The sequence below is a fragment of the Paractinoplanes ovalisporus genome, assembly GCF_016834655.1.
Taxonomy (GTDB): domain Bacteria; phylum Actinomycetota; class Actinomycetes; order Mycobacteriales; family Micromonosporaceae; genus Actinoplanes; species Actinoplanes ovalisporus.
The window spans coordinates 160,113-173,007 of sequence record NZ_JAENHP010000001.1 but is presented as its reverse complement, the minus strand read 5'-3'; the positions used below and the strand labels follow the sequence as shown (position 1 = coordinate 173,007).

13 protein-coding genes and 1 pseudogene are annotated in these 12,895 nt (G+C 69.6%); 9 read left to right on the top strand and 5 right to left on the bottom strand.

Annotation, left to right across the window (positions count from 1 at the left end; genetic code table 11):
• The first annotated feature begins 252 nt into the window (after window positions 1–252).
• The 3 genes from JIG36_RS00830 to JIG36_RS00820 all read left to right on the top strand — a co-directional run bounded on the left by JIG36_RS00830 (window position 253) and on the right by JIG36_RS00820 (window position 3,000).
• Window positions 253–1,248, top strand: coding sequence for a glycoside hydrolase family 26 protein (locus JIG36_RS00830; RefSeq protein ID WP_203374018.1), 996 nt, complete (start codon window positions 253–255; stop codon window positions 1,246–1,248).
• A gap of 71 nt (window positions 1,249–1,319) precedes the next feature.
• The gene (locus JIG36_RS00825) at window positions 1,320–2,057 is read left to right on the top strand and encodes a class I SAM-dependent methyltransferase (protein ID WP_203374017.1); all 738 of its coding nucleotides are present in this window, start codon (window positions 1,320–1,322) and stop codon (window positions 2,055–2,057) included.
• 235 nt (window positions 2,058–2,292) lie between these two features.
• Entirely contained in the window at window positions 2,293–3,000 is a 708-nt protein-coding gene (locus JIG36_RS00820) for a class I SAM-dependent methyltransferase (RefSeq protein WP_203374016.1), read from the top strand.
• Window positions 3,001–3,054: 54 nt separating this feature from the next.
• Here the strand turns inward: JIG36_RS00820 and JIG36_RS00815 are convergent, their stop codons facing one another.
• Complete coding sequence (locus JIG36_RS00815) at window positions 3,055–4,695, bottom strand: FAD-dependent oxidoreductase (RefSeq protein WP_203374015.1); 1,641 nt, start codon at window positions 4,693–4,695, stop codon at window positions 3,055–3,057.
• 81 nt (window positions 4,696–4,776) lie between these two features.
• Here JIG36_RS00815 and JIG36_RS00810 point away from each other — a divergent pair, with 81 nt between their 5' ends.
• On the top strand, window positions 4,777–5,334 hold the full coding sequence (locus JIG36_RS00810; RefSeq protein ID WP_203374014.1) for a TetR/AcrR family transcriptional regulator: 558 nt from the start codon (window positions 4,777–4,779) through the stop codon (window positions 5,332–5,334).
• A gap of 188 nt (window positions 5,335–5,522) precedes the next feature.
• Here JIG36_RS00810 and JIG36_RS00805 read toward each other — a convergent pair whose 3' ends face one another.
• Window positions 5,523–6,077 (bottom strand): TetR/AcrR family transcriptional regulator, encoded by a 555-nt coding sequence (locus JIG36_RS00805; RefSeq protein WP_203374013.1) that lies wholly within the window; start codon window positions 6,075–6,077, stop codon window positions 5,523–5,525.
• 91 nt (window positions 6,078–6,168) lie between these two features.
• On the opposite strand from JIG36_RS00805, the gene JIG36_RS00800 reads away from it, so the two are divergent.
• Both JIG36_RS00800 and JIG36_RS00795 read left to right on the top strand, forming a co-directional pair.
• Window positions 6,169–7,131, top strand: coding sequence for an aldo/keto reductase (locus JIG36_RS00800; protein ID WP_307872507.1), 963 nt, complete (start codon window positions 6,169–6,171; stop codon window positions 7,129–7,131).
• Between the two features lie 181 nt (window positions 7,132–7,312).
• Complete coding sequence (locus JIG36_RS00795; RefSeq protein ID WP_203374012.1) at window positions 7,313–7,546, top strand: hypothetical protein; 234 nt, start codon at window positions 7,313–7,315, stop codon at window positions 7,544–7,546.
• A gap of 68 nt (window positions 7,547–7,614) precedes the next feature.
• Here the strand turns inward: JIG36_RS00795 and JIG36_RS00790 are convergent, their stop codons facing one another.
• Window positions 7,615–8,049: a hypothetical protein gene (locus tag JIG36_RS00790; protein WP_203374011.1), complete on the bottom strand. Its 435-nt coding sequence runs from the start codon at window positions 8,047–8,049 to the stop codon at window positions 7,615–7,617.
• A 220-nt stretch (window positions 8,050–8,269) separates the two neighbouring features.
• On the opposite strand from JIG36_RS00790, the pseudogene JIG36_RS00785 reads away from it, so the two are divergent.
• Together JIG36_RS00785 and JIG36_RS00780 are read left to right on the top strand one after the other, a co-directional pair.
• Window positions 8,270–9,473, top strand: a pseudogene (locus JIG36_RS00785) (helix-turn-helix domain-containing protein); the annotation flags it as partial.
• Between the two features lie 180 nt (window positions 9,474–9,653).
• Window positions 9,654–9,794 (top strand): hypothetical protein, encoded by a 141-nt coding sequence (locus tag JIG36_RS00780; protein WP_203374010.1) that lies wholly within the window; start codon window positions 9,654–9,656, stop codon window positions 9,792–9,794.
• Window positions 9,795–10,126: 332 nt separating this feature from the next.
• Here the strand turns inward: JIG36_RS00780 and JIG36_RS00775 are convergent, their stop codons facing one another.
• Both JIG36_RS00775 and JIG36_RS00770 read right to left on the bottom strand, forming a co-directional pair.
• Window positions 10,127–10,978, bottom strand: coding sequence for an ABC transporter permease (locus JIG36_RS00775; protein WP_203374009.1), 852 nt, complete (start codon window positions 10,976–10,978; stop codon window positions 10,127–10,129).
• The gene (locus tag JIG36_RS00770) at window positions 10,975–11,952 is read right to left on the bottom strand and encodes an ATP-binding cassette domain-containing protein (RefSeq protein WP_203374008.1); all 978 of its coding nucleotides are present in this window, start codon (window positions 11,950–11,952) and stop codon (window positions 10,975–10,977) included. The genes JIG36_RS00775 and JIG36_RS00770 overlap by 4 nt, the downstream gene beginning before the upstream one ends.
• Before the next feature lie 80 nt (window positions 11,953–12,032).
• On the opposite strand from JIG36_RS00770, the gene JIG36_RS00765 reads away from it, so the two are divergent.
• Complete coding sequence (locus JIG36_RS00765) at window positions 12,033–12,818, top strand: cyclase family protein (protein ID WP_236045471.1); 786 nt, start codon at window positions 12,033–12,035, stop codon at window positions 12,816–12,818.
• Window positions 12,819–12,895: the final 77 nt, after the last annotated feature.

Below are 12,895 nucleotides of genomic sequence, written 5' to 3'. Positions count from 1 at the left end.
ATCCGTCCGCGCGGCGGTTCCTCACCGACCTTGCCACGGTCCTGCGGACATAGACCCCGATCCGTCCGCGCGGCGGTTCCTCACCGGCCTCGCGACAGTTCTGCAGACGTAAACCCCGATCCGTCCGCGCGGCGGTTCCTCACCGGCCTCGCGACAGTCCTGCGGAGATAGACCCCCGATCCGTCCGCGCGGCGGCTCCTCACGAGTCCCGCGGATGCAGACCCCCCGTCCCCCAACGGAAGGAACATCCCCATGAAGATCCCCCGACCGGCTCTCGCCGTCGGCGCCGTCACGGTGCTGCTCGGCGTGGGCATGGTCCACCAGGCCACGGACGCCTCGGCGTTCGCGGCCACCCCGAAGAGCACGGTCATCAACTATCTGCGGACGATCAGCGGCACCTCGATCGTCTCCGGCCAGCACAACAAGGAACCAGCCAGCGCGCCCGGCGCCTACACCCAGCAGGTGCACGACGTGACCGGGCAGTGGCCGGGTCTGTGGGGCGGCGACATGATGTTCCGCTCCGACGATGTGAACAACCGGCAGCGCGTGATCGATCAGGCCAAGACGGAATGGCGCAACGGATCGCTCGTCGCGCTCACCTGGCATGCGTGTTCGCCCACGGTCGGACGCACATGTGAGTTCGAAGGCGGCGTCAAGACGCGCATCTCGGACAGCCAGTTCCAGCAGGTGGTCACCGGCGGCACCGCGCTCAACCAGACGTGGCGCAGCCGGATGGCCGAGGTCGTGCCCTACCTGCGGCAGCTCAAGGACGCGGGCGTGCCGGTGCTGTGGCGCCCGTTCCACGAGATGAACGAGACCTGGAACTGGTGGGGCGGCCGCCCCGGCGCCAACGGCGGTTCGAAGATCTTCCAGCAGATGAAGGACTACTTCGACAGCCAGGGCCTGGACAACCTGATCTGGGTCTGGAACGTGCAGGACAACCCGGCCGGCGGCTGGTCGCAGTACTACCCGGGCAGCAACTACGTCGACGTGGTGTCGCTCGACGTCTGGTACAAGGGGCTGCCGTCCACGTCGGACTATCAACAGATCCAGTCGATCGCGGCCGGCAAGCCGATCGCCATCGCCGAGATGGGCAAGATGCCGACCGGCGCGCTGCTCACCTCGCAGACGCGCTGGGCGTACTTCATGCTCTGGTCCGAACAGCTGCGCGGCCAGAACTCGAACGCCGAGATCCAGGCCGCCTACTTCCACCCGAGGGTCCTGAACCAGGGCGAGGTCCGTTTCTGACCTCCTGACCGTGCGTGGGCGCGCCCGATATTGGGGAGCGCCCACGCACACGGGATCGTTACGGTCGGCGGATGTTCGAGCAGATGGTGGCGGAAGCCGTAGAGGTGCCTTTGACGGGCTGGGATTTCCGATGGCTCGAGGGGCGTGCGTCGGGGTCGGCTCCGAGCTGGTCCTATCCCGAGCTGGCGGCCGAGCTGGTGGGTGACTGCGCGAGTCTGATCGATGTCGACACCGGCGGTGGCGAGTTGTTGTCGTCACTGGCGCCCCTGCCCGCGCGGACGGTGGCCGTCGAGGGCTGGGCGCCGAACGTACCGGTTGCGCGGGAACGTCTGGCGCCGTTGCGCGTTGATGTGCGTTTCCGGGAAAACACGCACCTGCCCGTCGACGACGGGTCGGCCGATCTGATGCTCAACCGGCACGGACACCTGGAACCGGCCGAGGCCGCCCGGGTCCTCGCGGCGGGCGGCGTGCTGCTGACCCAGCAGGTCGGCAGCGACGACTGCTCCGAGATCAACGAGGCCCTCGGGGCGCCACCGGCCTACGACGAGGCGTGGAACGCCGACGTGGCGGTGCGGAGGCTGACCGCCGCCGGCCTGACGATCCTGGACGTGCGGGAGGAACGGCCGGCGTTCACGTTCTACGACATCGGCGCCCTCGTCTTCCAGCTGCGGGCGGTGCCGTGGCAGGTTCGCGACTTCACGGTTGCCCGTTACGAACAGGCGCTGCGCCGGATCGACTCGCGGATCCGTGCTGACGGCGAGTTCCGCGTGCATTCACACCGCTTTCTCGTGCGGGCGCGCAAACGGTGAACGGCCTTTCATGCGCGCGCAGTCGATGAACGACCTTTCAGGCGCGGGCGCGCAAGCGGTGAACGGCCTTTCACGCGCGCGCAGGCGACGAACGACCTTTCAGGCGCGGGCGCGCAAGCGGTGAACGGCCTTCCACGCGCGCGCAGGCGACGAACGGCCTTTCAGGTGCGGGTGCGCAGGCGGTGAACGGCCTTTCCGGTGCAGGTGCGCAGGTCGGGAACGATAGGCTCGGCCGATGTTCTCGGCTCACGGTCCCTCCCTGCGCGAACTGACCGTTCAGGCGCTGTCCTCGGTCGAGCGCGGCTACGACCTGCTGGCGCCCAAGTTCGACCACACCCCGTTCCGTACGCCGGAAGGGATCCTCGAAGCCACGGCCGAGGCGCTGGACGAATACGGGCCGTTCGGGGACGGGCTCGACGTCTGCTGCGGCACCGGAGCGGGACTGTTGGTGGCCCGGGCCATGTGCACCGGGTCGATCACGGGGGTCGATTTCAGCAGCGGGATGATCGGGCAAGCCCGGCGCGCGTATCCGGACGCCAATTTCGTGCGGGCCGACGTACGGGCGATGCCGTTCCGGGAAGGGTTCGACCTCGCGGTGTCGTTCGGCGCCTTCGGGCACTTCCTGCCGGAGGAACGGCCGGCGCTGTTCGAGGGGGTCTATCGCGCGCTGCGGCCCGGTGGGCTGTTCGCGTTCGCGATCAGTGACCCACCGCCGGTCACCACGCTCGCGCACTGGGTCCTGCTCGGCTTCGACGGGGTCATGCGGGTGCGTAACGCCGTGTGGAAGCCGCCGTTCGTCATGTACTACCGCACCACCCCGATCGCCGCCATGACCAAGGACCTGCAGGCGGCCGGCTTCACCGTGACGACCGAACCCCTCGATGCCATGGGACACCGCCGCGACGGCACCCCGCACTTCTGGCTGGCCCTGGCCCGCAAATAGCAGCTCCGAAAGATCGCGGGCAGGGCTCAGGCTGCGCGCGCGGCGGGTGGGGGCTCAGGCTGCCAGCTTGCCCGCGGCGTGACGGGCCGCCGCGTACCCGAAACTCAGGCCCTGACCGATGGTGGCGCCGGGACCGGGATAGACGCGGCCGAAGGCGTTGCCGGCCGCGTTCCCGGTGGCGTAGAGGCCCTCGATGACGCTGCCGTCGGACCGCAACGCCCGCGCGAAACCGTCGGCCCGGATGCCGCCGCACGTCCCCAGGTCGCCTGGGACCACCTTCACGGCATAGAACGGGCCCTGGTCGAGTGGGCCCAGACACGGGTTCGGGGTGATGGTCGGGTCGCCGTAGTAGCGGTCGTACACGCTGTCGCCGCGGTGGAAGTCGTCGTCGCGGCCGGCGCCGGCCTGCACGTTGAAGCGTGCGACCGTGGCCGCCAACTCGGTCAGGCCCACCTGCTTGGCCAGATCGTCCAGCGAGCCGGCCTTGACCGCGATCCCGGCGTCGTACCAAGCCGCGGGCAACGGCTGACGCGGGAAGACGCTGCCGGCGAAGACGTAGCGGTTGCGGTAGCGCTGGTCGAACACCATCCACACCGGCAACTGCTGCTTGATCAGGATCTGGCCGGCCGTCATGTAGTTGACGGCCTCGTTCATGAAGCGGCGGCCCTGCTGATCGACGATGATCTGACCGGGCAGGCTGCGCTCGGCCAGCAGCGGGCCGGGCATGGGACCGGGCACCGGCACGGCCGGGAACCACCAGGCCTCGTTCATGAACGCGAGATCGGCCCCGGCCGCGCGGGCGATCGGCAGGACGTCACCGGTGTTGTCGGGGTTGCCGAGACACCAGTCGGTGTCGAGCTGGTCGGACTGGTGTTCGTGGCGCAGGGCGGCGTTCCGGTCGAAGCCACCGGCCGAAAGCAGCACACCGCGCTCCGCCCGTACGGGAACGTCTTTGCCGTCTCTTGTCACCACGACACCGGTGACCCGGCCGTCCTCGATCACCAGATCCTTGAGTGACGTGTCGAACCAGACCGGGATGTTCGCCGCGCGCACTCCCGCGAACAATCCGGCGGCCAGAGCGCCACCACCGGCGACATATTCGCGCTTGATGGCCAGGCCGCCCAGACCCAGACCGAGCAGGCGGGCTCCGGTGACGATGCCGCGCGGGTGGCGGGCGACCAGATTCAGCCACTTGTACGTTAGTCCCGACACCGGCATGGGGAAGGGTGCGGCCAGAGCGGGCGGGCGCAGACGTTCCCGGTCGGGGCCCAGACGCCGTACGTCGAAAGGTTTGGGCTCCATCGCGCGGCCGGCCGCCGAACCGCCGGGCAGCTCGGGGAAGTAGTCGGCGTAACCGGTCATCCACTGGAACTTCAGCGGGGTGCGGCGGCGCAGCACGTCGACCGCGGCCGGACCGTGCGCGAGGTGGGTGCGCCAGCGGTCCTCGGGGGTCTCGCCGGCGGTGACATGGCTCAAATATTCGTTCGCGCGCTCGGGGGAGTCGGAGACGCCGGCCTCGCGCAGCAGGCTGTTGCCCGGCATCCAGAAACCGCCACCGGACAGCGCGGTCGAACCGCCGAAGTAGCGCGACTTCTCGACGATCAGAACGGACAGGCCGGCCTCGGCGGCGGTGAGCGCCGCGAGCATTCCGGTGCCCGAACCGATCACGACGAAGTCGAAGTTGTGCTCGCTCATGTGCGCACCCGCTCTCGTCGGCCCGGATCTCACGCTAAGCCCGCCTACCGGGCGAAGGCAACAGTGTGTTGCCATTAGGGGATGAGCGGTACGACGGCACGCCGGACCCGGGGGCTTCAAACCGGGCCCCGCAGCACCCAGGTGATCGAGAACGTGCGCGCGGCGACGCTGGCCGAACTGGCCCGGGCCGGGTTCGGGGGCCTGACCATCGAGGGGGTCGCCCGGGCGGCCGGTGTCAACCGCACGACCATCTATCGGCGCTGGCCGACCAAGGCGGCGTTGCTGGCGGCGGTGGTCGAGCCGTTGCTCGAGCAGTACGACCACGATCCCCGTACGGGCTCGGTCCGCGGCGACGTGCTCGCGATCATGTTAATGATCCGGGACAACGCTGCCCGGCCCGAGGGACGAGCGCTCGTGGAGGCGGTACGGGCCGGTGGTACGGGGGAGTTGGGTGATCTGCTGGCGGTGGTGACCTCGCGGGCGATGGCCCCGTTCCGGCGGGCCGGGGTGTCCGACCTGATCGCGCACCTGGCGTTCGCCGGCGTTGTCATGTGGGACCAGACCCATGACGGGCCGCCCGGTGACTCCGACTGCGCCGGGATGCTCGACGCGTTGATGCCCGTTTCGGGTGGCGTTTAGCGTTCGTTTCGTGTGGCGCGCGTTCGTGATGCGCGTTGGCTGTCCGCGTTCGTGTTGCGCGTTGGCTGTTCGGGTTCGTGTTGCGCGTTGGCTGTTCGGGTTCGTGTTGCGCGTTTGCTGTCCGGGTTCGTGTTGCGCGTTTGCTGTCCGCGTCCGTGTTGCGCGTTTGCTGTTCGCGTGGTGGCGGTTTAGGGCTGTTTCTGCGCGGCTGGGAACAGGCGCTCGACCGCGGCGACGATGGCGGCCCGCCGGTCGGTCAGTTCGCCTCGCGCCTCGGGGACCTTGGCCGGCTGGGCCGCCCACGACATGGCGATCTGGTTGACGAAGACGAGGATGTCGAGCGGATCCCAGGCCGGGTCGAGGGTGCCGTCCTTCTGGGCCTGGCGCAGCTTGTCGACCTTGTAGGTGGTGGCCTCGCGGATCGGGTCGTCGTCCGGGACGGCGTCCATCTGGCCCCACATCATCAGGCGGTAGCGCCCGGGATGAGTCGTGAAGTAGTCGTGGATGCGTCCCGCGTATTCCGGGAGGTCGGTCGGGTCCATCCGCGTCGCCTCGGCCACCGCGGTCAGTTCCTGGCGCAGCACGTGCCGGTAGAGGGCTTCCTTGCTGCGGAAATAGGCGTAGACGCGTTCCTTGCTGGTGCGCGCGGACCGGGCGATGCGGTCGATGCGCGCGCCGGCCACGCCGTGTTCGGAGAACTCGGCGGTCGCGGCCGCGACGATCCGGTCACCGGTCGAGTCCATGTCAGCGAGATTACCTTTCGTGGCGCCGCCTCCGTCCGCGCGGTACGGTCGAACCGAACCGTTTGGTTTGACGACCGCTAGGGAGATTGTCGTGCAGCAGAGGACACTTGGACAGCAGGGCCTGACCGCCTCCGCACTCGGGTACGGCGCGATGGGCCTGCACCTGGCCTACGGGCCCAGCGACGAGCAGCAGGGCATCGCCGCCATCCAGCGCGCCCACGAGCTCGGCGTCACGTTCTTCGACACCGCCGAGCTGTACGGCTGGGGCGAGAACGAGAAGGCCGTCGGCCGGGCCGTCGCCGGTTTCCGCGACGAGATCGTCATCGCCACGAAGTTCGGCTTCACCCGCGACTTCGGCTTCGACAGCCGCCCCTCGCACATCCGCGAGGTCGTCGACAACAGCCTGCGCTACCTCGGCGTCGACACCATCGACGTGCTCTACCAGCACCGCGTCGACCCCACCGTCCCGATCGAGGACGTGGCCGGCACGGTCAAGGAGTTCATCGACGCCGGCAAGGTCAAGTATTTCGGCCTGAGCGAGGCCGGCCCCGCGACCATCCGGGCCGCCCACGCCGTGCAGCCGGTCTCGGTGCTGCAGACCGAGTACTCACTGTTCGAGCGCGACGTCGAGCAGCTGTTCCCCACGCTCGACGAGCTCGGCATCGGCTTCGTCGCCTACTCACCGCTGGGCCGGGGCTTCCTGACCGGCGCCGCCCAGCCCGCCGACCAGTACGACGAGACCGACATGCGGCGCACCGACCCGCGCTGGCAGCCCGGCAACTACGAGAAGAACGTTGACGCCGTACGCCGTCTGACCGAACTTGCCACCACGAAGGGCGCGACGGTCTCCCAGTTGGCCCTGGCGTGGCTGCTCACCCGCGGCGACCACATCGTGCCGATCCCCGGCACCCGCAGCATCGCCCGTGTCGACGAGAACTTCGCCGCCGCCGACCTCGAGCTCAGCAAGGAGGACCTGGCCGCCATCGACGAGATCCTGCCCGACGGCGGTTTCGGCGAGCGTTACGCCGGCGGCCGCACGCCCACCTGGATCTGAGCCCGCTCGAGCGCGGCCGGGCTCGTCCCCAGCCGCGCCCGGGCTGGGCCGCGCGGCGTTGCCGTCCCGTCGCTCTCTTCGTGGCGGCCCGGGCGAACGGTTCGCAAGTGCGTACGGCTTCCGGGCCCGGCCAGGCGTCAGCATGGACGACTCCGCCGGAGTCCCAGGAGGCCGACCCGTCATGCCCCAGCCCTCGCGAGCCGTGCTCGTCATCCCCCGCGACGGCAAGCTCCACGCCGACGCCCGCCTGACCCGCGCCCTCGACCACATTGCCCGTACGGGCTGGGAGCTGGTCGCCGTCATCGACCCGCAGAACCACGTGGACGCCCTGCGCATGGTCCTGGACGGCCTCGCCGACATCGTCGTCGTCACCCGCTCGGAGCACTTCCCGCTCGTCTGCCACGCCAGCGCCTGACTCCCGTCACGCCCTCGTACTCTGCGACTCACCGATCGTCGCCGGTGCGCGCCCAGGAGCCGGCCCAGCTATGCCTGGTCGAGCAGGTGCCGCGAGGGGGAGTAGTCGATTTTGGTCTCGGCGTAGACCCCCAGCGCACCGTCCTTCAGGCAACGCAACCCCACGCTGACCCAGCGCACCTCCCCGTCGTCGAAGAGGGCAAACCCGACCGCGACGGCGAACTCCTCGCCACCACACGGGCACGCACACGAGTCGGCCGACTCCTCGTCCCAGTAGTCGGCGCTGTCACCGATGAAGGCCGCCGCGCCACATCCCAGACAGACCCGCCGGCAGTTCTCGTCCTCATCGACCTCAACCCGAAAGCCCACCCCGTCACAGGCCCCACAGCGCGACTCGGCCACGGTATCGACGCGGTAGCCACCGGCCTCGAACGCGCGAACCAGCTCGGCCAGGTCGTCAAACGTCTCCCCGCGCCACAGCGGCCCGGACTTGTCGATCGCCACGACAGCATCCTTCCACTCCACCCAGGCAGGGGAGAGCGTTTGCACCGGCGCGCTAGCGGGCTCACCACTCCCAGCGGTCTGGGCCACTCGTTCGGCTCCGGGCAGGGTATGCGCGGCCCCGGGGCGAGCCCCCAGGTTGACACAGTCGCGATAGCGTCGAAGGTGGCGGCCGGTTCTTGCGGACCGGTCCGCCACCCTGACCGCAAGCAGGGATGTGCCGATGACGAACTCCCCGTCGCCGTTCGCCGACGAACTGCGCCGACTGCGCGCTGCGCGTGGCCTGTCTTACCGGGTGCTCGCCGAACTCGCCCACCACGGCAAGAGCTATGTCGAGGACCTCGAGAAGGGCCGCAAACCACCCAACCCGGTGGTGGCCGCGCGCCTCGACAACGTCCTGCCGGCCGGTGGCAGGCTCGCCGCGACGCTGCGGCAACCAGCCGCTGACGGCGGTGCCGACGTTGAGCTCGAGGCGATCGAGCTGGCACGCCGGGTCACCGCGTCGGATGTCAGCGCCGAAACCCTCGAACGGCTGGAACATGCGGCGGACACGATGGCCATGGCGTACGCGACCACCCCGCCCGAGCAACTGCTGCCCCGGGTTCGCCGCCACCTCGACTACGTCGGCACGCTCGTCGACGCGCGCAAAACCCTCGCCCAGCACCAGCGGCTCCTGGTCATCGGAGGCTGGTTCTCGCTGTTGCGCGCCACCCTGCATATAGATCTGCAGCAGGGCGCCGCCTCCGACGCCTACCTCGCCACCGCCGCCGCGCTGGCCGAGCAGACCGGGCACGCCGAAATCGCCGCGTGGTGCCTCGAAACCCGCGCGTGGGACAGGCTGACCGCCGGAGACTTCCGGCAGGCGCTTGAGCTGTCGCAGCGTGCCCAGGGCAATCGGACCCGCGGACGAGTCGGCCGTCGTGCAGGCGACCGCCCAGGAAGGGTGGGCGTGGGCTCGTCTCGGCGACCGCCGGCAGACCGGCCGTGCTCTCGATCGTGTCGAGCGGCTAGCCGGGCGGCGCACACCGCCGGAGCAGCCAGAGCACCACTACCGGTACGACCCGGGTAAGGCGCAATCGTATGCCGCCACGACGCTGGCGTGGGCCCGAGATCCGGCGGCCGAGGTAGTGGCGCGGGAGGTGATTGCCGAGCTGCAGGCCGAGGGGGCGTGGCCGCGTCGGGTCGCTTCGGCCCACCTTGACCTTGGCTTGGCGCTGCTGGCTGCGGGAAAGTCTGACGAGGCGGCCGACGCGTTCGGACTCGCGATCGCCTCTGGCCGGATCGTTGCGTCGAACTGGTGGCGGGCGGCCGAGGTTGTCGCCGGCGTGCACAGCTCGGGGATTGTCGAGGCGCGCGACCTGCGCGAGATCGCCGAGCTTCACCGTCCCGCTCTGTCCGCGTGGCTGTCCGCTGATCGGCGGACAGGCGGACAGCGTCAGCGGACGTCAACCTGCTCCACACCGGGCGATCGGGCAGCGCACGATCAGGGCTGGTGACGGCGGGTGCCGGTTCCCCAGAACGACGCCCGTCGCCACCCATAGCCGCGGCGGCGGCCACCTGCCGGGCAGGCGAGGCGGTGGCCGCCGCCACTCGACCCGGAGGCGGACATGGTGGACCGGGAGAAATGGCCCCTCACGCGCGAGGCGATCGGTCCGCTGGCCGACGACCTGCGGATGCCGGCCCGGGGTGACCAGATCAAGGTCGAGTGGCCGAACGGCCCGCGCGACTACGACATGGAGTTCCTGTAAGTGGAGAAGGATACGAAGCCGTACATCGACGGCTGGTTCTTCCTGCGCGGGATCATCGGCGAGCGGCCCGGCCTACTCGGCCCGGCCCCCGACGTCCGCACGGTCTACGCCCGCTGCGTCGGCCCGGGCCACTACGAGATGCTGCGAAGCAGGTATGACCACGGCGCCGTTATGGGGCGGGCCGAGATTCCGGCGATCCACAGCACCTGTGGCCTGATGACGAGGACCGTTCTCGCGAGGCCGTCGGCGCGGTCCTGTTGCCCACCCTGCGCCCGAGGCCGGAGGCGTGAGCGATGGACGGCCAGGCCGACGGGCTCGCGAGAGGGCGCCGGCTATTTGCGGTTGTAGAGGCGCATGGTCAGCGTGCCGAAGACGGCCACCAAGGCGGCGCTGGCGATGAGGGTCCACATGATCTCGGGCATGTCGGGGGTGCCGGCCATGATGGAGCGGATGGCTGAGACCAAGTGGGTCACCGGGTTCACCTCGACGAACGCCTGCAACCAACCGGGCATGGTGGAGGGCTCGACGAAGACGTTGCTCAGGAATGTCAGCGGGAACAGCACCAGCATGCTCACGCCCATCACGGACTTCTCGGAGCGCAGGAACAGGCCGAACATGGTCCAGATCCAGGAGAACGCGAACGAGAAGACCACAAGCAGGGCCACGCCGCCGATCACGCCCAGGACGCCGCCGGCCGGGCGGAAACCCAGGGCCAGGCCGATCACCATGATGGTGGTGGCGGCCAGGATGTAGCGGAGCACGTCGCCGAAGATCATGCCGACCAGGGCGGCCGGGCGCCACACCGGCAGCGTGCGGAAGCGGTCGAACACGCCCTTCTCGATGTCGGTGTTCAGGCCCACGCCGGTGTACATGGTGATCATCACGACGCTGGTGACCATGATGCCGGGCAGGAAGAACTGCAGGTATTCGCCGGTGGAGCCGGCCAGCGCGCCGCCGAACAGGTACGTGAACATCAGCGTCATGATGATCGGGAACGCGGTCACGTCGAACAGCTGCTCGGGCACGTGCTTGATCTTCAGCACGGCCCGCCAGCCGAACGTCAGCGACGCCGACAGGGCGCTCGGACGCTTCGGCCGGTCGGCCCGCGCCAGCACGGCCCCCAGCGTCTCGCTCGACGGCGCGTATGCGGTGACGGCCTCGGCCGGCTCGGTCGTCGTGCTCATGCGACAGCCCCCTCGGCGGCGGCGACCGACGGCTTGGCGCCGGCCGGACGGTCGGTCAGGGCCAGGAAAACCTCGTCGAGGCTGGGCTGCCCCAGCGAGAAGTTGTCCACGGCGATGTCGGCCTCGGTGAGCCGGGCCAGTGCCCGTGCGGCCGGCTCGGCCTCGGCCCGGGCGGTCAGCGCCACCGGATCGGACTCCTGCTGCACGGCCGAACCCAGCACCTCGGCCAGGATCCGTTCCGCCGCCGGCCGTTGCGCCGCGTCGCGCAGCCGGACGTGAACCGTGCCGGCCCCGATCGACGACTTGAGCTGGCCCGGCGTCCCCTCGGCGATCACCTTGCCGTGATCGATCACCGCGATCCGCCCGGCGAGCTGGTCTGCCTCGTCGAGATATTGCGTGGTCAGCAGCACCGTCGTGCCGTTGGCGACCACGATCCGGACGATGTCCCACACCTGGTTGCGGCTGCGCGGGTCGAGCCCCGTGGTCGGCTCGTCGAGAAACAGCAGATCGGGCGTGTTGAGAATGCTGGCGCCGATGTCGATGCGCCGCCGCATGCCGCCGGAGTATTTCTTCACCTGCCGGTCGGCCGCCTCGGTGAGCCCGAACGCGGCCAGCAACTGCGCCGCCCGCTCGCGCGCCTGCGCCTTGGAATGACCCAGCAGTCGCGCCAGCAGCACCAGATTTTCGGCGCCCGTCAGGTCTTCGTCGACCGACGCGTATTGCCCGGTCAGGCTGACCCGGCTGCGGACGGCGTCGGCCTCGCGCACCACGTCACGCCCGAACACCCGGGCCTGGCCGCCGTCGGGCCGCAACAGCGTGGCCAGCATGCGGACGACGGTGGTCTTGCCCGCGCCGTTGGGGCCGAGCAGGCCGTAGACCGTTCCCGGCGGAACCGTCAGGTCCACCCCGTCGACGGCCCGGTTGTCTCCGAACGTCTTGATCAGCCCGGCTGTCTCGATGGCCGGTGCGTCCATGGGAAATCCCTCCGTTGGGCTTCGACGAACATCCTGGTGGAGGGGTATGACAGTTTTCTGTGAGCCGCTAAATTGCGACCATGTGTGTCGACAGAGTCACCCGCCGTTCACTGATCTTCGGCGCGGCGGCCACGGCCGCCGCGGTTGCCACGCCGGCTCCCGCCCAGGCGACACCACGCCGGTCCGGCCTCCAGGACCTCACCCACGTCGTCAGCCCGTCGTTCCCCGCCTTCGAGCCGGGCGAGGAGCCATCGCGCCGCACGGCCACGACGGTGGCCGAAGACGGGTATTACATGCAGGAATGGACGATCCTCGAGCACTTCGGCACCCATGTGGACGCGCCTGCCCACTTCACGGCCGGGGGACGTACGTCGGAGGAACTGGCTCTCGAGGAACTCATCACGCCGGCCGTGGTCATCGACATCGCGCGCCGGGCGGCCCGGGAGCCGGACACCACGGTCACCGTGGCCGATCTGGTGGCGTACGAGCGAAGGTACGACCGGATTCCGCGCAACGCCTCCGTTCTGCTCTTCAGTGGCTGGGCCGCCAAGGCCGGTGACGTCGCGGCCTATCGGGGAACCGACAGTGCGGGCACCCTGCACTTCCCGGGGTTCAGTGTGGACGCCTGTGAGTGGCTGCTCGCCAAGCGGCACATCCGCTGCCTCGGGGTCGACACGCTCAGCATCGACCCGGGTGTCTCGACCGGTTTCGAGACGCATCTGGCCCTGACCGGCGCCGACCGGTACGGCGTGGAGAACCTGGCCGGCCTCGACCGGGTTCCGCCGCGGGGCGCCACCCTGACCGTCGGGCTGATTCCTTATCTGGATGGCTCGGGTGGGCAGGCCCGAGTGTTCGCCAAGTGGTAGGGGAGCGCCGGTTGAAAACGCGTCCCGAGGGGAAGACATTGGTGCCGCCGGGAACTTTCGTGAAGATCTTTCGAACC